At 65.0% G+C, this 20497-nt stretch carries 21 protein-coding genes, 1 tRNA gene and 1 other RNA gene; 12 read left to right on the forward strand and 11 right to left on the reverse strand.

Annotated elements, in window-relative coordinates:
- The first annotated feature begins 79 nt into the window (after nt 1-79).
- From orn to def, 3 genes are all read left to right on the forward strand, one after another.
- Entirely contained in the window at nt 80-682 is a 603-nt protein-coding gene (gene orn / locus CVV68_RS14295) for an oligoribonuclease (protein ID WP_110501673.1), read from the forward strand.
- 170 nt (nt 683-852) lie between these two features.
- Nucleotides 853-928, forward strand: a tRNA-His gene (locus tag CVV68_RS14300).
- Nucleotides 929-1024: 96 nt separating this feature from the next.
- On the forward strand, nt 1025-1597 hold the full coding sequence (gene def / locus CVV68_RS14305) for a peptide deformylase (RefSeq protein WP_110501674.1): 573 nt from the start codon (nt 1025-1027) through the stop codon (nt 1595-1597).
- Nucleotides 1598-1618: 21 nt separating this feature from the next.
- Here def and CVV68_RS24630 read toward each other — a convergent pair whose 3' ends face one another.
- A complete protein-coding gene (locus CVV68_RS24630) occupies nt 1619-1753 on the reverse strand; it encodes a hypothetical protein (RefSeq protein WP_281268292.1) in 135 nt (44 codons plus the stop codon).
- 129 nt (nt 1754-1882) lie between these two features.
- Between CVV68_RS24630 and CVV68_RS14310 the strand changes: the two genes are divergently transcribed.
- The 3 genes from CVV68_RS14310 (at nt 1883) to CVV68_RS14320 (ending at nt 6164) form a co-directional block, all read left to right on the forward strand.
- Entirely contained in the window at nt 1883-3325 is a 1443-nt protein-coding gene (locus tag CVV68_RS14310; protein WP_110501675.1) for a sugar porter family MFS transporter, read from the forward strand.
- Between the two features lie 87 nt (nt 3326-3412).
- Nucleotides 3413-4270, forward strand: coding sequence for an acyltransferase domain-containing protein (locus CVV68_RS14315; RefSeq protein WP_110501676.1), 858 nt, complete (start codon nt 3413-3415; stop codon nt 4268-4270).
- A gap of 286 nt (nt 4271-4556) precedes the next feature.
- The gene (locus tag CVV68_RS14320; protein ID WP_110501677.1) at nt 4557-6164 is read left to right on the forward strand and encodes a peptide chain release factor 3; all 1608 of its coding nucleotides are present in this window, start codon (nt 4557-4559) and stop codon (nt 6162-6164) included.
- Nucleotides 6165-6185: 21 nt separating this feature from the next.
- On the opposite strand, the gene CVV68_RS14325 is transcribed toward CVV68_RS14320, so the two are convergent.
- From CVV68_RS14325 to CVV68_RS14345, 5 genes are all read right to left on the reverse strand, one after another.
- Nucleotides 6186-6374: a hypothetical protein gene (locus tag CVV68_RS14325; RefSeq protein ID WP_110501678.1), complete on the reverse strand. Its 189-nt coding sequence runs from the start codon at nt 6372-6374 to the stop codon at nt 6186-6188.
- A 145-nt stretch (nt 6375-6519) separates the two neighbouring features.
- The gene (locus CVV68_RS14330; RefSeq protein WP_110501679.1) at nt 6520-7419 is read right to left on the reverse strand and encodes an HNH endonuclease family protein; all 900 of its coding nucleotides are present in this window, start codon (nt 7417-7419) and stop codon (nt 6520-6522) included.
- Nucleotides 7420-8136: 717 nt separating this feature from the next.
- Nucleotides 8137-8697 (reverse strand): GNAT family N-acetyltransferase, encoded by a 561-nt coding sequence (locus tag CVV68_RS14335; RefSeq protein WP_110501680.1) that lies wholly within the window; start codon nt 8695-8697, stop codon nt 8137-8139.
- A 57-nt stretch (nt 8698-8754) separates the two neighbouring features.
- Nucleotides 8755-9136: RNase P RNA component class A (rnpB, locus tag CVV68_RS14340), an RNA gene on the reverse strand.
- A gap of 153 nt (nt 9137-9289) precedes the next feature.
- Nucleotides 9290-10813, reverse strand: coding sequence for a glyceraldehyde-3-phosphate dehydrogenase (locus CVV68_RS14345; protein WP_110501681.1), 1524 nt, complete (start codon nt 10811-10813; stop codon nt 9290-9292).
- Between the two features lie 219 nt (nt 10814-11032).
- Here CVV68_RS14345 and CVV68_RS14350 point away from each other — a divergent pair, with 219 nt between their 5' ends.
- Nucleotides 11033-11797 (forward strand): YaaA family protein, encoded by a 765-nt coding sequence (locus CVV68_RS14350; RefSeq protein WP_110501682.1) that lies wholly within the window; start codon nt 11033-11035, stop codon nt 11795-11797.
- A gap of 146 nt (nt 11798-11943) precedes the next feature.
- On the opposite strand, the gene CVV68_RS14355 is transcribed toward CVV68_RS14350, so the two are convergent.
- Nucleotides 11944-12681: a zinc ribbon domain-containing protein gene (locus CVV68_RS14355; protein ID WP_110501683.1), complete on the reverse strand. Its 738-nt coding sequence runs from the start codon at nt 12679-12681 to the stop codon at nt 11944-11946.
- Between the two features lie 217 nt (nt 12682-12898).
- Nucleotides 12899-13729, reverse strand: coding sequence for a Nif3-like dinuclear metal center hexameric protein (locus CVV68_RS14360; RefSeq protein ID WP_245933553.1), 831 nt, complete (start codon nt 13727-13729; stop codon nt 12899-12901).
- Between the two features lie 368 nt (nt 13730-14097).
- Here CVV68_RS14360 and msrA point away from each other — a divergent pair, with 368 nt between their 5' ends.
- The 3 genes from msrA to epsC all read left to right on the forward strand — a co-directional run bounded on the left by msrA (nt 14098) and on the right by epsC (nt 16286).
- Nucleotides 14098-14622 (forward strand): peptide-methionine (S)-S-oxide reductase MsrA, encoded by a 525-nt coding sequence (gene msrA, locus CVV68_RS14365; RefSeq protein WP_110501684.1) that lies wholly within the window; start codon nt 14098-14100, stop codon nt 14620-14622.
- 88 nt (nt 14623-14710) lie between these two features.
- Nucleotides 14711-15646 carry a cysteine synthase A gene (gene cysK, locus CVV68_RS14370; RefSeq protein ID WP_110501685.1) on the forward strand — a complete coding sequence of 312 codons (936 nt, stop codon included), beginning with the start codon at nt 14711-14713 and terminating at the stop codon, nt 15644-15646.
- A gap of 52 nt (nt 15647-15698) precedes the next feature.
- On the forward strand, nt 15699-16286 hold the full coding sequence (gene epsC, locus CVV68_RS14375) for a serine O-acetyltransferase EpsC (protein ID WP_110501686.1): 588 nt from the start codon (nt 15699-15701) through the stop codon (nt 16284-16286).
- Nucleotides 16287-16514: 228 nt separating this feature from the next.
- Here the strand turns inward: epsC and CVV68_RS14380 are convergent, their stop codons facing one another.
- Nucleotides 16515-16823, reverse strand: coding sequence for an immunity protein CdiI family protein (locus CVV68_RS14380; protein ID WP_110501687.1), 309 nt, complete (start codon nt 16821-16823; stop codon nt 16515-16517).
- A gap of 124 nt (nt 16824-16947) precedes the next feature.
- Nucleotides 16948-17400, reverse strand: coding sequence for a DUF2975 domain-containing protein (locus tag CVV68_RS14385; RefSeq protein WP_110501716.1), 453 nt, complete (start codon nt 17398-17400; stop codon nt 16948-16950).
- A gap of 291 nt (nt 17401-17691) precedes the next feature.
- Here CVV68_RS14385 and CVV68_RS14390 point away from each other — a divergent pair, with 291 nt between their 5' ends.
- Nucleotides 17692-17895, forward strand: a complete 204-nt coding sequence (locus CVV68_RS14390; RefSeq protein ID WP_110501688.1) for a hypothetical protein — start codon at nt 17692-17694, stop codon at nt 17893-17895.
- A 176-nt stretch (nt 17896-18071) separates the two neighbouring features.
- Nucleotides 18072-18686, forward strand: coding sequence for an RraA family protein (locus tag CVV68_RS14395; RefSeq protein ID WP_110501689.1), 615 nt, complete (start codon nt 18072-18074; stop codon nt 18684-18686).
- A gap of 119 nt (nt 18687-18805) precedes the next feature.
- Here CVV68_RS14395 and gnd read toward each other — a convergent pair whose 3' ends face one another.
- On the reverse strand, nt 18806-20242 hold the full coding sequence (gene gnd, locus CVV68_RS14400) for an NADP-dependent phosphogluconate dehydrogenase (RefSeq protein ID WP_110501690.1): 1437 nt from the start codon (nt 20240-20242) through the stop codon (nt 18806-18808).
- Between the last annotated feature and the right edge of the window lie 255 nt (nt 20243-20497).

The following is a 20497-nucleotide window of genomic DNA, read 5'->3' on the forward strand; positions in this document are numbered from 1 at the left end:
CAGCGCCAAGGGTGGCGCCGGCAGGACCCCCATTTTACCAGCGAGGCAGCTCCCGGGCGGGACGCGGTACATTGGACGGGTGCCTATTACTAATGAACGCATTGTGTGGATTGACTGCGAGATGACCGGCCTCGATGCCGTCAATGACGCCCTGATCGAGGTGGCGGCGCTGGTCACCGACTCCGAGCTGAACATTCTGGGCGACGGCATTGACGTGGTCATCAAGCCGTCGGACGAGGCCCTCTCCCAGATGGGCGACTTTGTCCGCAACATGCACACCTCCTCAAAGCTGCTGGACGAGCTGGCCGGCGGAATCACCATGGAGGACGCCCAGGCCCAGGTGCTCGCCTACATCAAGGAGCATGTGCCGGTGCCGAACAAGGCGCCGCTGGCGGGCAACTCAATCGGCACCGACAGGGTATTTTTGGCCCGCGACATGCCCGAGCTGGTGGAGCACCTGCACTACCGGGTCATCGACGTCTCCACCATCAAGGAGCTCTCCCGCCGCTGGTACGCCCGCGCCTACTTCCAGGCCCCGGCCAAGACCGGCGGCCACCGTGCGCTGGGGGACATCATGGACAGCATCAACGAGCTCAAGTACTACCGCGAGGCCGTCTTTGTGCCGGCTCCGGGCCCGGATTCCGCCACCGCCAAGAAAATTGCCGCGAAGTTCCCGGGCTAATACCTGCCTCACTTCGGGGACAGTGAAGACGGAGAATGCGATCTGGCCCACATTTTCCTTCAAAGCTGCCGCTTTTGGTCATGGGCACCCCCGGGACCGGGTAGACTAGTCGACGTTGCCCAAAGCGTGGAGCACACTTTCATGGTGTGCCTGCCGGACGGTGGCGCATGGTGGGATTAGCTCAGTTGGCAGAGCGCCTGGTTGTGGTCCAGGAGGTCGCGGGTTCAACCCCCGTATCTCACCCCAAGGTGTTTGAAGTTTAAACACGAAACACCCCGGTCAACTGATCGGGGTGTTTTTCATTCCCCAGTATTGCCGTTGTTCCCGTACAGAGGATCTTTCATGACCATCCACCCCGTGACCATCCTGGGCGAACCCGTGCTGCACCGCCGGGCGGAGGAGGTCGCCTCCTTCGACAGCGGACTGAAATCCCTCGTGGCGGACATGTTCGAGACCATGGACGCAGCCCACGGCGTGGGCCTGGCCGCCCCGCAGATCGGCGTGGGCCTGCGCATCTTCACCTACCGGATGGAGAACGACGACGGCGTCCCCGACCGTGGCGTTTTGGTGAACCCCTCGCTGACTGTAGGAAAAATTTCCGGCAAGTCCCCGGACCCCGACGAGGAGCTGGAAGGCTGCCTTTCGGTGCCCGGCCTCGATTTTCCACTCAAGCGCGCCGACTGGGTGCGCGTGCGCGGCTTCGACGCGGACGGCGCCCCACTGGACTTTGAGGCCACCGGCTGGTTTGCCCGGTGCATGCAGCACGAGTACGACCACCTCGACGGCAAGCTCTACGTTGACCGGCTCAACGACCGCTACGCCCGCAAGGCCAAGCGCGCCCGCAAGGAACGCGGCTGGGGCGTCCCGGGACTGACCTGGATGCCCGGCGTGGACCCGGACCCTTTCGGGCACTGACCGCTGGCAGCGAAGGTACAGCTATGGCGCTCTGGCGGCGCACCGGGCCACCATAGCTGTTGCCTCGACGCCCGTGCGGCCGTCGACGGCCGCGCCGGGCTCCATGTCGTTGAGGTTGGAGATCACGACCGCCCCGGACCCTGTGATGATGCCCACCCCACGTGTGTCTATGACGCGGTGTGGGCCATCCGTGCACCGGATGGAGTAACTTGGCTGTACAGATTTTTTTGCACGCAACACAAGCCGGCTGATCCCCTCTGGGAAGGCTGGCCGCGAGGGGGAACGATGTCCGAGTCCACGACCACCGGCGAAAGTACGGCGGCAGCAATACCTCGGAAAGTCATCGGGCTGGCTGTCGCCGGCGCGTTGGGTGGCTTCCTGTTTGGCTTCGATTCCTCGGTGGTCAACGGCGCCGTCGACGCCATCCAGGGCCAGTTCGGCCTCGGCGACGCACTGACCGGCTTCACCATCGCCGTCGCACTCCTTGGCTGTGCGGTTGGGGCATACGTGGCCGGGCGGATCGCCGACGCCAAGGGCCGCATCCCCGCCATGAAGCTGGGCGCTGCATTGTTCCTGGCCAGTGCTGTCGGCTCCGGTCTGGCGTTCAACGTCGGGGACCTGATTTTCTGGCGGCTCGTGGGCGGGCTGGGCATTGGGCTGGCATCAGTCATCGCACCGGCGTACATCTCCGAAATTTCCCCGCGCCGTCACCGCGGGCGACTGGCGTCCCTGCAGCAACTCGCCATCACGGTCGGCATCTTTGCCGCCCTGCTCTCGGATGCGTTGTTTGCCAACAGCGCAGGCGGGGCAATCAACGAATTGTGGTTGGGGCTGCCCGCTTGGCGCTGGATGTTCCTGGCCGGCGCGGTGCCCGCCATCGCCTACGGCTGGATCGCGTTTGTACTCCCCGAATCCCCGCGCTTCCTGGTCCTGAAGGGCAAGGAGGAAAAGGCCAAGGAAGTCTTCCTGACCATTGCCCCGGCTGAAGACGCCGACCGCAGCATCCGCGAGATCAAGGAGGCTGTCAAGGAAGACTCGCTCGCGGCCAGAAAGGGGTCGTTGCGCGGGAAGCGGTTTGGCCTGCTGCCCGTGGTCTGGATCGGCATCATCCTCTCCGTCCTGCAGCAGTTCGTTGGCATCAACGTCATCTTTTACTACTCCACCACGCTGTGGAAGGCAGTGGGCTTCCACGAAAGCGACTCGCTCACCATTTCCGTGGTGACGGCCGTTGTGAACATCCTGGTCACCCTGGTCGCCATTGCCCTCGTCGACAGGATTGGCCGCCGGCCCATCCTGCTCACTGGCTCCATCGGCATGGCCGTCTCCCTCGGGGCCATGGCACTGGCATTCTCCTCCGCGTCCGGCTCAGGCCCCGACATCACACTGCCCGGAGCCTGGGGCCCCGTCGCCCTGCTTGCCGCCAACGTGTTTGTCATCAGCTTCGGTGCCTCGTGGGGACCGTTGGTGTGGGTGTTGCTGGGTGAAATCTTCCCGTCCCGCATCCGGGCCCGTGCGCTCGGCCTGGCGGCGGCCGCCCAGTGGATTGCCAACTTCCTGATCACCCTCAGCTTCCCGATCATGGCCGCAGCCTCCCTGCCGCTGACCTACGGGATGTACGCGCTGTTCGCCGCGGCGTCGTTCTTCTTCGTCATGTTCAAGGTGCCCGAAACCAACGGCATGTCCTTGGAACAGGCGGAAACGCTCTTCGTCAAGAAGCCCAAGGGCTAGCCCGAAAGTTTGAGCTGACGGCGCCTCTCCGCAACGCGTCGACGTCATCAGCTCAAACCTCAACGGCGGATTCGGTAAGCTGAATTGATGATCCCGCAAACAGTGCTGAGCACGGAACTGTCCCTTGACTATCTGGATGTTGCCGGGGAGGACAGGGCGGAGTGCCAACTACTGCTGGAACGGCAGATCAGTCCTGGGGCCGAAGTGGTCCAGGATTTCCTCTCCGCCAGGCTGGGCAGCTTCAACACCGCCGTACCCGAACTCTCCACCGCAGCACTGCCCGTCACGGAGCGGGACTGGATCGAAGGCATGCTCCGCTTTGTCCCTGCCATCCGCAACTGGCACGCCGAGAGGGACATTCCCGATTCCGTCACGCTGGACACGCTCGCAGACTTCGGCCGCAACCTGGCCATCAACCGGCGCGTCCACGGCCGCTTCGGCATGGACACCTGGACATGGCTCACCCACCTTTTCGCCGGGCGCATCTTCGCCCTGGGACGCCTGCAGTTCCTGCTCCACCAGCCCGAATCGGCCATCCCCGGCGTGGCCGACGATGAATGGATTCTGGGCATCCACATCCCCGAGAACGGCGCGCTAAGCACCCACGCCGTCGCAGAAAGCCTCGCCTGCGCCGGCCCGTTCTTTACCAGGCATTTCCCCGACAAACCCGTCAAAACCGCCAACTGCGAGTCCTGGCTGCTGGACCCCTACCTCCGCGCACACATCGACAAGTGGTCCAACATCTCCCGTTTCACGGCGCTGTTCACGCCCTATGGCATACCCCGCGACGAGCCCACCGATGCCGTCTACTTCACGTTCCGCACCCGCAGCATGGGCCGCCTCTCCGAGCTGCCCCGCACGACGGCGCTGCAACAGCTGGTCCTGGAGCGCATCGAATCCGGCGGCTCCTGGCAGCTCGGTTTCGGACACCTGACGCTGCCCTGAACCCTGCACGCCGGGCGCCAGGACATCCTGGGAGCCAGCCGGCGCGGACCGCAGCAGAGGCGGGCGCCGGGCCTTCCCGGGACGAGCCCGCGTCAGCCCGGCGCCAAAGGGTTCACGGAGAACGGCTCCCCCGCCCCGCCAGTCCCGGCAGGCGGGCGCACCGCCCCGGGAGGTGACCGCCGTCGTACCTCCCGGCGGGACGGTCACCGGGCCTGCGCTAAACTTGGGAGTTGGTGTTTTGCCCCGGCCCCGCCATCGAACGTCCTCACCGCCAGAAAGTAGTCTTGTGTCCTCTCCGGTCCAGTCCCCCGCCCACGCCACGGAAATCACCGGCCAGGCGGGCCGGCGCCGCACCTTTGCCGTCATTTCGCACCCGGATGCCGGAAAGTCGACATTGACCGAGGCCCTGGCGCTGCACGCGAAGGTGATCGGCACGGCCGGCGCCACGAACGGGAAGTCCAACCGGCGCGACACCATCTCCGACTGGCAGCAGATGGAGAAGGACCGCGGCATCTCCATCAGCTCCGCCGCCCTCCAGTTCTCCTACCGGGACACCGTCATCAACCTGCTGGACACCCCGGGCCACGCGGACTTTTCCGAGGACACCTACCGGGTCCTGGCCGCCGTCGACTGCGCCGTCATGTTGGTCGATGCCGGCAAGGGGCTGGAAACGCAGACCATGAAACTCTTCGAGGTGTGCCGCCAGCGAAACCTGCCCATCATCACCGTCATCAACAAATGGGACCGTCCCGGCCTTGACCCGCTGGAATTGATGGATGAGATCACCCAACGCACCGGCCTGGCGCCCATGCCGCTGACCTGGGCCATTGGCATTGCCGGCGATTTCCGCGGTGTGTGGGACGTCCAGCGCAACGAGTTTGCCAAGTTTGCCCGCAACAGTTCGGGCGCCCACATCGCACTGACCGAATACCTCAGCCCGGAGCAGGCCGCCGAGTCGGAGGGCGATGCATGGCAGGAGTCGATTGACGAGGCCAGCCTGGTCGTGGAGGCCGGCGCTCCGCTGGACCTGGAAGCGTTTTACGCCGGCCGGGCCACCCCTTTGCTGTTCTCCTCCGCCGCCCTGAACTTCGGCGTCAAGCAGATCCTGGACGCCCTGGTGGACTACGCTCCCCCGGCGGCCCCGCGCCCGGACCTCACCGGCGGCACCCGCGCCGTCGATGCGCCGTTCTCCGGCTTTGTGTTCAAGGTCCAGGCCGGCATGAACCAGGCGCACCGCGACCACGTGGCGTTCATCCGTGTCTGCTCCGGCAAGTTTGAGCGCGGGATGGTGGTCACGCAGGCACGCACCGGAAAGTCATTCGCCACCAAGTACGCCCAGCAGGTGTTTGGCCGTGAGCGCGAGGTGATCGACACCGCCTTCCCGGGCGACGTCGTCGGGCTCGTCAATGCCTCGGCACTGCGCGTGGGGGACAGCCTGTATGTGGAGGAGCCGGTGGAATACCCGGCCATCCCGCTGTTTGCCCCCGAGCACTTCCAGGTGGCCCGGTCCAAGGACCCCAGCAAGTACAAGCAGTTCCGGCGCGGCATCGAGCAGCTGGAGCACGAGGGCGTCATTCAGGTGCTGCGCTCGGACCTGCGAGGAGACCAGGCGCCCGTGCTGGCCGCCGTGGGGCCGATGCAGTTTGAGGTGGTCGAGGACCGCATGCACCACGATTTCAACGCCCCGATGCGCCTGGAGCGGCTCCCCTATTCCCTCGCCAGGCTTACGACGCCGGACGCCGCAGTCACGCTGAGCACTGTCCACGGCGCCGAGGTGCTGGAGCGCAGCGACGGGGAGTTCCTGGCGCTGTTCAATGACATCTGGGCCATGCGCCGGGTGGAAAAGAACCACCCGGACCTGTCCCTGGCCGAGATCGGCACCAGCCGGGAGTAGGTCCCTGCGGCCCGGCCCGGCCTAGCTTTCCTTGGTCACGCGGGTGAGGTCGGCAGCGGCAATGTCACGGAGTTCGTGGAGCTGGTCCAGGCGGGACTGCGGGATCTTTCCGGCGCTAAAATCCGCGGTGGCTCGGGCCAGCTGGCGGTTGGCCTCCTCGAGGTTGTCGTTGGCCAGCTGTAGCGGGTTGGTGTAGTCAGATTCGCTCATATCGGCATCATTGCACCGATTCCCGGGGCTGGCCATCATCACCGCCTTTGTGTCCTCCGGCGTGTCTCCGCGGTGCCGGGGTGTCCACAACATAACGGCCTGCCTTGTCAGGCCGGGCCAGGCCCGTTTTGCCGGCGGGACGCCCTCATGACCCATAGCCCGAGGCCAGGACCTTCATGGCCGGGCAGGGGCCCAGCACCCGCGCCATTGCCGCCTTTTCGGCCGGGGTGACCCACAGCCGGTAGGCCGCCTTGACGGAAATTTGCCGGGCGACGTACTGGCAGCGAAACTTCTTCTCCGGCGGCAGCCAGGTGGCGGCGTCGGCGTCTGACTTTTCCACGTTCGCCGGTCCGTCGACCGCGAGCAGGTTCAGGGGATCGTTCGCCAGGCTTTGGCGCTGCACGGCAGTGAGCTGCTGCGCCCCTGTCTGCCAGGCGTTGCCGAGGGCCACCAGATGGTCGATCTGGACGGCCGCGCTGGTGGTGGCGCCGCGTTGAAAGGTGACGGTTTGTCCCGTGTAGGGCTCGTGGAAAGTGCCCGTCCTGACCTGGCACAGGGAGCCTTTTTCAAAGGTGGTATCTTGCAGGTCGCGGCGCAGGATGTCATTGCGGGTGTCGCAGCCGTTGAAGTCCGCATCCAGCCAGGCCTCGCCAAAGGCACTGCGGTCGTAGTTGGTCCGGGCTGCACGGCCCTTGACCGGCAGGGTTTCCAATACTGCAAGGGCGGTGGCTGCGCCAACGCGCACCACCGGGGCGCCGAGTGCCGGCGGTGGCGTGGCCAGCACGGGGGGCGGACCGGCGTCGGGCTCGAAGGGCCACCGGCCGCTCGCGTGGAGCCACCCGCCCAGGGCCACAGCCAGCAGGACGAAGAGCACCGCCGCGGTCTTGAACAGGGCTCCTTCGGGGCCGCGGCTGCCGTCGTTGCCCGGACTGCCATCACGGCCGGCCAGTCGCACACGGCCGCCAGGGTTGTCACGCCCGCCACGGCCCGAGCCGGGCAATAGTGCAGTCCGACGTGTGGTCAGCAGCACTGCATGCCGGGCCATGGACCATCCCTTCCGCACGCCCCGCTGCACGACGCCATTGCCGGAACGGCCGGCGCGGGCGCGGCCTGCTCGCCATGTTCCGAGTCTAGGCACCCGGCCCCAAGCCTGCAGGAAGTTATCCACACCCCGGCCCGGCGCCGCTCATGAGTTGACCCTACTTCCGGCATGCGCAGGCCGCACGCCTGGAACAGCGCATAAGTCAAATTCACTTCCGGCATGCGCAGGCCCAGCCCCCGGAACTGCGCCAGTGCACAAGTTGCGCAGGCGGGAGGGGTGCGCCCTGCGCATAGGGTCAACCGTTCCCCGCAATAGCTGCAAAGTCTGTATCAGTTTTGCTCAGCTTGGGGAGATGTGCGAGGCTCCGGTTGTCCTGGAGTGCCCCTACCGTCCTGCAGGGTCGATCACGCCAATCACGGAGCCGATAAGACTGTTACTGGCGCTGGCGACGGATCTGCAGTGGCTTGACAGTACAGCAACGGCGGTCTCGGGGGGGGTGGTGGGTCACTGACCGTACAGCAACGGCGCACTCGCGGGGCTGTGATCGACCTTTTCCGTACTCTGGGCGCCATTCCGGACCAGATTCAGTCTACTGGACCGCCCTACGTGTGCTCTCAGAGATCGCTCTTGGCACCCTATCGCCACACGCGCTGCCACGTGAACCAATCATCAGCGGGCGGCAGGGACCGGCCGGCCCAAATCGGATACGCACCCACTGGACTATGAGCCGGCGAGTCCCTTGTACATGATGTGCAGCGCCACCGGACCCAGGGAAGGGTGGTCGAAGGCGTCCGGAATGCTCGTCATGATGTCGAACCCGAGCGACTCCCACAGGTGCACGGCCCCTGTATTGGATTCCACGACGGCGTTGAAGATCATCCCGCGGTAGCCGTGGGCAAAGGCGTCGTTGAGGACATGGTGGGCCAGCAGCCGGCCGTAGCCCTTCCCTTCGTGGTCCGGGTGGACCATGAAGGAGGCATTGGCGATGCGGCTGCCGGCACCGGGGAGGTTGGGGTGCAGCTGGGCGGTGGCCACGATCATGGGTGGCGAGTCCCCACCGGTTTCCTCCGTGACCACGTAGCTGCGCAACACGCGCAAGGAGGCTCCGGCGTCGTGCGTGGTTTCGACGGGCTCGCCGGCATCTGCCGGAAGCCAAATCCCGCGGAGGGCCTCCTCCGGGGAATCGGGCGGGAAGGTGTATGTTTCGCCTGCGCGGACGGTCGGTTCCATGACGGCCCAAATTCCGGGCCAATCGGCGGCGGCTGCCTCACGTATCAACATGCCCGCCAGTCTACGCACCCGCGGCGGCGGCCCCGAAAAACGATGACGCAAGAAAAAAGGATAGGGCAGCCTGTACGCCGGGTTTTGTCGTCCGACGCGGTTTCCCGCGGCGGAGAGGCAACCATCCATCTACGAACGCCGTTGCCGACGCCCTCTAGCAGCCTACCCAGGCACTCGGGCGGACAGCCCTCAGTCATGCCCTGTCTGGCCTTGCTCCGGGTGGGGTTTACCAAGCTTCCCCAGTCACCTGGGGAACTGGTGGTCTCTTACACCACCGTTTCACCCTCACCCGCTCCGGCCTTGCGGCCGTGCGGGCGGTCTATTTTCTGTGGCACTTTCCTGCGGGTCACCCCGAGTGGGCATTACCCACCACCCTGTCCTGCGGAGCCCGGACGTTCCTCGAGCCACGTAAGTGACGCGCGGTTGCCCAGCTGCCCTATCCAGTCATCAAGTCTACAGGCCGCGGGGCCCCAGGCGAGCGAAGCGAGTTTGGGGAGACCGGAAGACGCTACAAGGATTGAAGAAATGTCCGGCGCCGCACCTGGTTGCTGCCAACCAAGTACGACGCCGGTCCCTGTCCTGGGTGCCTGCCTTAAGCGAGTGCCGGGGCAGCTTGGGCGGCGGCCGGAACCCCGGCCGTTTCGGAGGGGGCCGCCTCGTCGAGTGCCGGGAACTGGCGCGGGTGGACGCCGGCCATTTCCTCCATGACGCGCACCACCTGGCAGCTGTACCCAAATTCGTTGTCGTACCAGACGTACAGCACCAGGTTCTTGTCGGTGCTGATGGTGGCCAGCCCGTCGACGATCCCGGCGCGGCGGGAGCCCACAAAGTCGCTCGAGACCACTTCGGGGGAATCGATGTAATCGATCTGCTTGCGCAGTTCCGAGTTCAGCGACATGTCCCTCAGGTAGGTGTTGACCTCGTCCTTGGTGGTGCCATTTTCCAGCGTCAGGTTCAAGATGGCCATGGAAACGTTGGGGGTGGGAACACGGATGGAGTTGCCCGTCAGCTTGCCTTCGAGCTCGGGCAGGGCCTTGGCCACGGCCTTCGCGGCCCCGGTTTCCGTCAGAACCATGTTCAATGCGGCGGAGCGGCCGCGCCGGTCGCCCTTGTGGAAGTTGTCCGTCAGGTTCTGGTCGTTGGTGAACGAGTGAACGGTCTCCACGTGACCGTGCACAATGCCGTACCTGTCATTGAGGACCTTCAGGACGGGGGTGATGGCGTTAGTGGTGCAGGACGCCGCAGTGACAATCGTGTCGTCATCGGTGATGGCGGCGTGGTTGATGCCGTGCACAATGTTCTTCAGTGCGCCCTTGCCGGGGGCCGTCAGCAGCACGCGAGCCACGCCCTTGCTCTGCAGGTGCTGTGACAAACCTTGCTCGTCGCGCCAGCGGCCGGTGTTGTCCACCACCAGTGCGTTGTGGATGCCGTACGACGTGTAGTCGATGGTGGAGGGGCTGTCCGAATAGATGACCTGGATGGCGGTGCCGTTGGCCTGGATGATGTTGCGTTCTTCATCAACGGTGATGGTTCCGGTGAACGGGCCGTGGACCGAGTCGCGGCGCAGGAGGCTGGCACGCTTGGTGAGATCGGCGTCGCCGCCCTTGCGCACCACGATGGCGCGCAGGCGCAGGCCGTGGCCTCCGCCGGAGTGCTCGATCAGGATGCGGGCCAGCAGGCGTCCGATCCGGCCGAAGCCGTAGAGGACCACGTCGGTGCTGGTTCGTTCGTCGGCGCCATAGCGGTTCACGATGTCCGCCAGTTCCGTGCGCAGGAAAACCTCCAAGCTTGGCTGTCCCGAGGCCTTGAAGCCGGCGTTGAGGCGGGCCAGGTCCAAGGATGCGGCACCGAGCTGCAGTGTGACGAGGGTTTCCAGGAGCGGGAGGGTTTCGGCCAGCGGCAGTTCGACGTCGTCGATCTGCCGGGCAAAGCGGTGGGCCTTGAGCAGGTCGATGACCGACTGGTTGATCAGTGACCGGCCGTGGATGCTGGTGATCACGTTATTTTCGCGGTAAAGACGGCCGATCAGGGGAATCATGGTTTCCGCGAGGGTCTCGCGCTGGATCCATGTGTCCAATGCGGCATCGCTGTTCGTTGAAGCGTGGTTGAGCGTCACGAAAAAGTACCTTCCTGGCCTAAAACACCCTTGGTCCAAGCCAGTTTCATTTTAGGCAGCAGACAGGCATTACCAGCGAGTTCAGTGCCGCACTTCACTAGACCGGTCTATCCCCGCGTCCTCCCACCACTCCCTCCTTCCATTCGATCCGTTCCCAGCGGGTCGCCCGGATTTGTGGGTCAGGAGCGCCGTCCGCCGCGAAGCCGGTAAGCTCGCAGGGTGTTGATTCTGCTGCCCCCGTCCGAAGGAAAAACCCCCGCCGATGCCGGCAACCCCGTGGACTTGGGGCAACTGCACTTTGCGGACCTGACGGAGGCCCGGCAGGAAGTTGCCGCAGCGCTGGCCGTCGTTTCCGCACGGGAGGACGCGCTGGCGCATCTGGGTGTCGGCGCATCGCTGGCACACGATGTCCTTCGCAACACGCGCCTGGCCGACGAGCCTGCGGCGCCGGCCCACAGCATCTACACCGGGGTCCTGTACGACGCCCTTGGCTACCACAGCATGACTGCCACCCAGAAGCGCAAGGCCGATGCCGTCGTCGTGGTGGTCTCCGGGCTGTGGGGAGCCGTCGCCTTCAGCGACAGCATTCCGGCCTACCGGCTGTCCATGTCCGTGGGGCTGCCCGGGCTGGGCAAGCTTGCCAGCTACTGGAAGCCGAAACTCGGTGCCGCGCTGGCCGGGCACGCCGAGGGGCAGCTGCTGGTCGACTGCCGCTCCAGCACCTATGCGGCCGCGTGGGTTCCCGAGCCGGAACGGACCGTCGCAGTGAATGTGTTCACCGAACGTGACGGCACCCGCAAGGTTGTCTCGCACTTCGCCAAGCACACCCGCGGGGAGCTCGCCCGGCACCTGCTGACCCGCCGCGGCAAGGCCCCGGAAACCCCCGCGCAGCTGGCACGCGCCGCCGGTGAAAAGTGGGTGGTGGAACTCGTGCCCGGCACGCCCCGCAAGCACCACACATTGAACATCATTCTGGCGGACTAACACCGATTCCGCTGATCGAGCCTGTCAAGACTCGAGGGCCAGCCGAGCTGTTCTACGCAGCGCACGGAACGGCGGCGGCGCACAACACTGCCCTGCGCGGTGACCGCATCAACGGGCGCGCATGGCAGGTCAAGCTCAACCGGCGGCTACATCCAGTCGGGCGAACGGACCAGGATGGCGCCGGAGTCGGGGCAGAACACGACGTCGTCCGGGGCGGCCCCCTTGATCTCGGCCAGGTCGCCCGCGCTCAGCTGCATGCCGGACCCTTCGGAGGTGCCGTGGAACAGCCGCGCCGCCCCCACACCGTACTTGGCCAGCGTGCGGTCGTAGATGGCCAGAAGCGCCGGCTCAAAGGTGGCTGCCAGCTCGGCGCGTTCGGCGGCGATGGCGTCGCGTTCCATGCGCAGCGCACCCAGCCTGCTGCGGATCTCACCGACCACACCGTCCAGCACCGATTGCATCTGTGCCACCAGATCGTGCTGGGATTCCTGCCTGCCCTTCGCGTCGTCGAGGCCCTCCATGACTTCCAGTTCGACGTCTTCAAGGTCGCCGCGGCGCCTGGACAACGACTCGATGTCGTTCTGCAGTGCCACCAGGTCCTTGGACAGCCCGGTTCCGCTGTTGAGCTTCGCGTCATCCTTGGCGATGCGCTCGGTGACCTGGGCGACGTCGTCCTCGGCCTTGGTGAGCTTGCGCTGGAGGTCTCCCACCTCGGTGTCCAGGACCACCAGGTCACTCTTGGCCACCGTGACCCCGCCGTGGAGGTCCGGCAGTCGCGGATCTTCCTTCAGTGCCTTGGCCTGCGCATCCAGGGAGCGCAGCCTGGCGTCCAAAACCTGAATGTCGAGCAAACGCATTTGTTCCGCCGGTGCTGCCTTCGCCATGTGGTTCCTCCTGCTTGAAAGCCAATTTCGGTCAATAGCCTGCTGACAGCCTAGCGGCCGAGGGGCCCCGCACGAGCGCAGCGAGTGTGGGGAGGTCGCGACGGCGCTAGCGGCCGAGGGGCCCCGCACGAGCGCAGCGAGTGTGGGGCGGTCGCGACGGCGCTAGCGGCCGAGGGGCCCCGCACGAGCGCAGCGAGTGTGGGGAGGACGGCAGGCGCTAGTTGCCCGGCGTCAATATGAAATCCCATGGATCCGTGTTGGTCTGGCTGACGGCCAGCTCCGCCTCGAAACCCTGATCCGCCAGCACGTTGCCCAAGGCCTGCGCCGCGACTGGCAGCCACAGCCACTCGCTGGCAAAATGGGACAGGTCGATGAGGTACGGCCGGCCGTCGCTGCTGGATTCCCTGGCTTCCGACGCAGGATGGTGGCGCAGGTCCGCCGTGACATACACGTCCGCGTCCGAGGCCCTGACGGCATCGAACAGGCCATCCCCGGCGCCGCCGCAGACGGCCACCTTGCGCACCAGCGCGTCCCGGTCCCCTGCCACGCGCACTCCCCCGGCGACTGCCGGCAGCGTCAAAAAGATCCTCGAGGCCAGCTCGCCCAGCTTCTCCACGCCGGGGAGCACGCCCACCCGGCCAATGCCCTCCTCCACCAGCCCGTGCGCCGCGGGCATCAGCGGTGCGACGTCCTCCAGGCCCAGTACGTCGGCCAGCACGTCGGAGACCCCGCCCACGGCACTGTCGCCGTTGGTGTGGATGGTCAGCAGAGCACAGCCGCCCTCGATCAGCCGGTGCACGGCTCGGCCCTTGCCGGTGGTCGCGGCCACGGAGTTCACGCCCGCAAGCAGCAGCGGGTGGTGGGTGACCAGGAGCTTGGCGCCCCATTCCAGGGCCTCGTCAATAACTACCAGCGTGGGGTCAACGGCAAACATGATCCGGTCAACTTCCGCATCCGGCCGCCCCGTCACCAGGCCCACACGGTCCCAGTCCTCGGCCAGGGATTCGGGCCACAACTCCTCGACGGCGAGCAGCACTTCGGACAACATGGGCGTTTCAAGCGCCGCCTCACCGGGCTCCGCGTCCGTCCCTTGCGCGTTCGTAATTTCCGTGTCTGTTACTTCCGCGTCCGACGCCGGAGCCCCCGCCGCCTTTTCCGCTGCCTCCGCGTTCCCCGGGGCGGGCAACGGCGCATCGGCTGGTTCAGCGGGCGTGGCACTGAAATCCACTTCCCCGGGCCGTTCGGCGGCCGACTGCGCTGCGGCGGCGTCCGGCGCCCCGGCGGCTTGCGCACCCGGGTGCGTGCCGGCGTCGTGCGTGGGATTACCTGGTTCCATGCTCATCTTTCCAGCTTAGTCGTGTGTGGGCTGGGCCACGGCCGGGAATCAATTGCGCGGGCGGCGGCTTATAGATGGATGTGAAGACTTTTGTATTGGGCGGCGGGTGCTTTTGGTGCCTTGATGCCGTTTACCAGATGACCAAGGGCGTGGAGTCGGTGGTGTCCGGATACACCGGCGGCGCCATTCCCAACCCGACATATGAGCAGATCTGTTCCGGCATGACAGGGCACGCCGAGGTGGTGTCGGTGACATTTGACGAGGCCGTGATCCCGGCGGACACCATCTTGGACATGTTCTTTACCCAGCACGATCCCACTACGTTGAACCGGCAGGGCTACGACACCGGCACGCAGTACAGGTCCTCCATGTTTTACACGAACGCCGGGGAGGAGGAAGCATTCCGGGCCGCGATTGAGCGTAACCAGCCAAACTGGCGGGACCCGATCGTCACCGAGGTCTCCCCCCTGGGACATCTCTACGAGGCGGAGGGCTATCACCAGGACTTTTACGCTGAGCGGCCCGAGGTGGGCTACTGCCAGGTCATTATCAACCCGAAGATCGCCAAAGTAAGAAAACATTACGCAGAGTGGCTGACCGCGTAGAATCCGCAGCAGGCGACTCGTTACGCTGGCGTCTGACACAACTGGGCTGCGCCATCCGGCGCCCACTTACTTGAGAACAGGACCATCCATGGGACGCATCTACGACAATGTGACGCAGCTGGTGGGCGGCACCCCGCTGGTACGGCTGAACCGGCTGACCGAAGGTCTGAACGCCACCGTGGCCGTCAAGCTGGAGTTCTACAACCCGGCCCACAGCGTCAAGGACCGCATTGGCGTGGCCATTGTCGACGCCGCCGAGGCATCGGGCGAGCTCCGCCCCGGCGGCACCATCGTGGAAGGGACCTCCGGGAACACCGGAATCGCCCTGGCCATGGTGGGTGCGGCCCGCGGCTACAAGGTCATCCTGACAATGCCGGAGACCATGTCGACCGAACGCCGCGTCATGCTCCGCGCCTATGGTGCGGAGATTGTGTTGACGCCGGGTTCCGAGGGCATGCGCGGCGCCGTGGAGAAGGCCAAGGAAATTGTTGCCAACACGGAGAACTCCATCTGGGCGCAGCAGTTCGCGAATAAGGCCAATCCGGAAATCCACCGCACCACCACGGGCGAGGAAATCTGGGAAGACACCAACGGCGGCGTGGACATCCTCGTGGCCGGGATCGGCACGGGCGGGACCATTACCGGGGCCGGCCAGCTGCTCAAGTCCCGCAAGCCGGGCGTGCAGATTGTTGCCGTTGAGCCCATCGACTCCGCCATCCTCAACGGCGGGGCTCCCGGTCCGCACAAGATTCAGGGCCTGGGTGCCAACTTCATCCCCGAAGTCCTGGACCAGACCATTTATGACGAAGTCCTCGATGCCACCTTGGAGGATTCCGTGGCCGTGGCCCGGGCCCTCGGAAACCAGGAGGGCATCCTCGGCGGCATCTCCTCCGGCGCCGCGGTGTGGGCCGCCCTGGAACTGGCCAAGCGCGAAGAGAACGCCGGTAAGCTGATTGTGGCCGTGGTCCCCGACTTCGGCGAACGTTACATTTCAACTGTTCTTTACGACGACATCCGCGGGTAGCCCACCATCATTTGGATCCGTTTGGCCCGATTACATCTAATGGAAGAAGTCTGTGGGATTTTTCGCCAGGTTACGCGAGGACCTCGAGGCCGCACGGTCGCATGACCCGGCGGCCCGCGGTTCCGCGGAAAACTTTTTCGTCTACTCGGGGCTGCACGCCATCTGGGTGCACCGGCTGACTCACAGGATGTGGGCCAATCCGGCCCTGCGCTTCCCGGCCCGCGCCCTGTCGCAGCTGGCACGCTCTTCCACCGGCATTGAAATCCACCCCGGTGCCACCATCGGCAGGCGCTTCTTCATCGACCACGGCATGGGCGTGGTCATCGGAGAAACGTCGGAGATCGGCGACGACGTCATGATCTACCACGGCGTCACCTTGGGCGGCCGTTCGCTGGCCAAGGTCAAGCGCCACCCGACCATCGGCAACCGCGTCACCATCGGCGCCGGCGCCAAGGTCCTTGGTCCCATCACCATCGGCGACGACTCCGCAGTGGGGGCGAACGCCGTCGTGGTCAAGGACGCGCCGGCCAACTCCATCCTCACCGGCGTTCCCGCCACGTGGCGGCACCGGGATGCCAAGAAGGAAATGGCACCCGCCGTGGACCCGGCCGAGTACATCGACCCGGCCATGTGGATCTAATGCCCGACGCCGGCAACGGCTCGGACAGCGCGCTAACTCGCGCTAACGATACGTGGCGCACTGTCGGGGCGCGGCATGCAACCGCCAGCGGGACAGGCGCACGACGCCCCGAAGTGCTTTCTCACGGGCAACATGCCAGTTGCCACCGGGTTCGCGGATTTCAGTGGCCATGGATTTATGCGACGATACCGGTGCAGAAATGAATGCGATGCGTCCACGCGGTGGTTTCTACTCTTCGTATTCCACGTCCGCGAAAGTCTTAACTTCTTCGCGAAGTTGCATGGCGATACTGGCACCCTCTTCTTTCCAAGCCGCCTCGTTTTCGGGCGAACCCCAACCGTATTCATACAAGACCTCGGCATCCCACGCGTCATACCAGGTGCGAAGCCGGCTCGTGAGATTCTGTGACAGTCCAAAGTCTGCCGGCTCCATTGTGTATTTGGTTGGTCGCTCGGCGGTACTGTTCTCCCACAGTGGCCACCGATGGCCGTAATCTGGAAACAGGCGTATGACGCGACGGGCGCGCTTATCGGACATGACTGAATCGTAACTTGTCTCCAACCTCGTGGTGGAAACCCTACCGGCAAGAGCAGGTCAGCGACGACGTTGCGATGGCCCCCGGAGTGGGATCCACGCTGCTGCCTTGTATCGAAAGCGACAGTCAGCCAGCCAGGTATTGATAGCGTCTGTTCCCAAGAAATGCCACAAGTGAGACCACGGCCACCACAGCCAGAATCCCACCACCCATGAGCCCCAACATCACTCCCGGCGTCGCGTAGCCCATCATGATCAGCGCGATAAAAGCCGACACGACGAGCACGATGAAGACGAGCAGACAGCCGATAATTGCGTGGATCCAGCCTTTGGCCGAAGCCTCAAATTTGTGATCGCGGGCGAGTGCGACAAGGCGCAAGCCAATAACGGCAATACCCTGCCAGCAGACGATGGCAAGGACACCCCAGACCACGGATGGGACCGCGACCGGCTGGACTTCCGGGAACACGTCAATCACGTTCCCAACCTCAGTGGGAAGAACCCACACCTGCGCGAATACGGACAGGGTCAGCAAAACGAAAAGAACCGCAATCAGCACGAACGAGGTTTCACGACGCATTGCGGCCTCCTCCAACCACTACTCGGTTGACGTTACAGGGAACATTCCTAGCCACATGCTACCAACGTCAGTGTTGAGCCGCCCGAACAACAACTACGGAACCGGAAGGGGAACCCTGAGCGGATATATGGGGCGGCTGCCCCGTTTAGGACGATTTTCAATCGCATCCTTGTTTCGGTAAGCGCGGAAGATTGACATTGGCAGCCGTTCCCAGCGAGGATGAGCCAACACGGTCGACGGCGTGGTGAGCTGCCTCGACCCTTATGATTTTGTCTTAGCCTTGGGGGCACCATGACGAACACGCAACAGACGAACAGCAAACCACTGCGTGCCATCGGATGGCTGGTGGCGACAGTCCTACTACTGGTCGGCATATGGCTGGGGATCGTCCTGCCGCTATTCGCGATGGCCTTCGGGCGAATCATTCCCGGTGTTGTTGCTTTGATAGCCGGGATCGGCGTCATCGTTGTATTGCGCCGCTACCGCGTTGCGTAGGCGTTGTTTCCCTGTTCATTGATGTGCCAGTCCGTGGGCAGAATCGTATTTCGACACTCCCGCCGGTGAGGAACCGCAACAATTCAGGGGCTGGTGCGTTTGTGGCGACGCGCGGATGGCAGCGGAATCCGGAAACCGTAGTATTTGAGGGTAGCCGCCAACAAGATGGAGTCCTGATGTCAACCCTGCCCGAGTTTGTTTCGCCCACGGCCATCGCCGACCAGGTGGATCGTTCACAAGTCCTTTCCGCGGAAATTCGCCCGCTGTGGGAAGGCGCCCGATTGAGTGGTCCGGCGTACACCGTGCAGTGCGCCCCCGGGGACAACTTGATGCTCCACGCCGCGATTCACCGGGCGCCGGCGGGCTCAGTGATCGTGGTCGACGCCGGGGACGCATCGCACGCCGTCGCAGGCGGCAACGTCTGCGCCGTGGCGCAGCGGCGCGGGATTGCCGGATTTGTCATCGACGGTGCCATCCGCGACGTGGAGGAGATCCGAGATCTGGAATTTCCCGTCTTTGCCCGTGCCGTGGTTCCCAAGCCCGGCCGGAAGGCCGTGCCCCTCCCTTTGCAGCAGCCCGTGAACTGCGGAGGCGTGCTCGTGCGTTCCGGCGACCTCCTTTCGGCAGACCAGGAAGGGATTGTCTCGGTGCCGGCCGCAAGTGTGGACGCGGTCCTGAAGGCTGTTGCCGGGAAGGCCGAACTTGAGAGGGAACAGTCGCTTGACGAATGGGAAACGGACCACCAACAGAAGATCAACTCGATCCTGCGCGAGGCCGGCGTGGACTGGTGAGCCGGGCCGCCGCCGTCCTACTCCCCGTTAAAAATCGATAACGCAGAAGTTGGGCGAAAATCCCCGAAATCGGGGTAAATCCGTCCAACTACTGCGTTATCGATGACAGCGCGAGGGGATTAGTGCGTGTCGACGGCGCTGATCTCGCTCTTGTCGCCGCTCCACTGCGTGTGGAAGGTGCCCTCGACGTCGACACGGTTGTACGTGTGGGCGCCGAAGAGGTCGCGCAGGCCCTGGGTCAGGGCGGCGGGCAGGCGCTTGCGGCGCAGGCCGTCGTAGTAGGCCAGCGAGGAGGAGAACACCGGCACCGGGATGCCCAGCTGCACGGCGGTGGAGACCACGCGGCGCCAGGCCGGGAGGACCTCGGCGATTTCCGCGGCGAACGCCGGGGCGAACAGCAGGTTGGCCGGCTTGTCTTCCGCGGCGTACGCCTTGGTGATGTCCTTGAGCAGTTCGGCGCGGATGATGCAGCCGCCGCGCCACAGGGACGCAATCTCGTCCAGCTTCAGGTCCCAGTTGTACTCGATGGCGGCGGACTGGAGCATGTCAATGCCCTGGGCGTAGCTGATGAGCTTGGAGGCGTAGAGTGCCTGGCGGACGTCGTCAACGAAGTCGGCGCCCAGATCAACGGCGAGCTCGTGGCCGGCCAGGACGTCCTGGGCGATGGCACGCTGGTCACGCTGGGAGGACAGGCCGCGGGCAAACACGGACTCGGCGATCGCGGAGATGGGCGAACCCAGGTCCAGCCCGGACTGGACCGTCCAGCGGCCCGTGCCTTTCTGGCCTGCGGAGTCAACGATCACGTCAACCAGCGGCTTGCCGGTCTTCGCGTCGACGTGGCCCAGGACCTCGGCGGTAATTTCGATCAGGAAGGAGGCCAGCTGGCCTTCGTTCCACTTGCCGAAGATTTCAGCCTGCTCGGCCGGTTCGATGCCGGCGGCACTGCGGAGCAGGTCGTAGGCCTCGCCGATGACCTGCATGTCCGCATATTCGATGCCGTTGTGGACCATCTTCACGAAGTGGCCGGCGCCGTCGGTGCCGATCCAGGCGCAGCAGGGCTGGCCGTCAACCTTGGCGGAGATTTTCTCCAGCAGCGGGCCAAGTGCGTCATAGGACTCCTTGGAACCGCCCGGCATGATGGACGGGCCCAGCAGCGCGCCTTCCTCACCGCCGGAAACTCCAACGCCCACAAAGTGCAGCTCCTTTTTCGCCAGATCTGCTTCGCGACGGCGCGTGTCCTGGAAGTTGGAGTTGCCGCCGTCGATGATGATGTCGCCGGCCTCCATGAGCGGCACCAGCTGATCGATCACGGAGTCGACCGGGCCCCCGGCCTTGACCATGATGAGCACGCGGCGCGGCTTCTCCAGGGATTCGACCAGCTCGGCCAGGGTTTCAGTGCGCACGAAGTCGCCCTCGTCGCCGTGCGCTCCGAGCAGGGCGTCAGTCTTTTCCACTGAGCGGTTGTGCAGTGCCACGGTGTATCCGTTGCGGGCCAGGTTGCGGGCGAGGTTGGCGCCCATGACGGCCAGACCTGTTACGCCAATTTGTGCGGACATACTTTCCTCCATAGCTGGGAACAAGTGGTTTCCTTCAGCTTATCCGGGACGGTGGCGCTTCCCCAGTCCGTCCCGCGATTTTCCCGGCAATGTTGCACGGGTGGAACATCTGTGCAGATTCCGGCCAACTTGCCAGGCACGACGGCGGACCGGCCTCCTGGGCGCCTCCCCCGGCTCCGCGTGTGGCTGCCCGGGCCGCGCGGGGCTGGTCGGGCGCCCCGGGCGACCCAGGCACCTGGCCGGGTACCCGCCGTC

Origin of the sequence: Arthrobacter livingstonensis, assembly GCF_003219815.1 — a bacterium.
Lineage (GTDB): Bacteria > Actinomycetota > Actinomycetes > Actinomycetales > Micrococcaceae > Specibacter > Specibacter livingstonensis.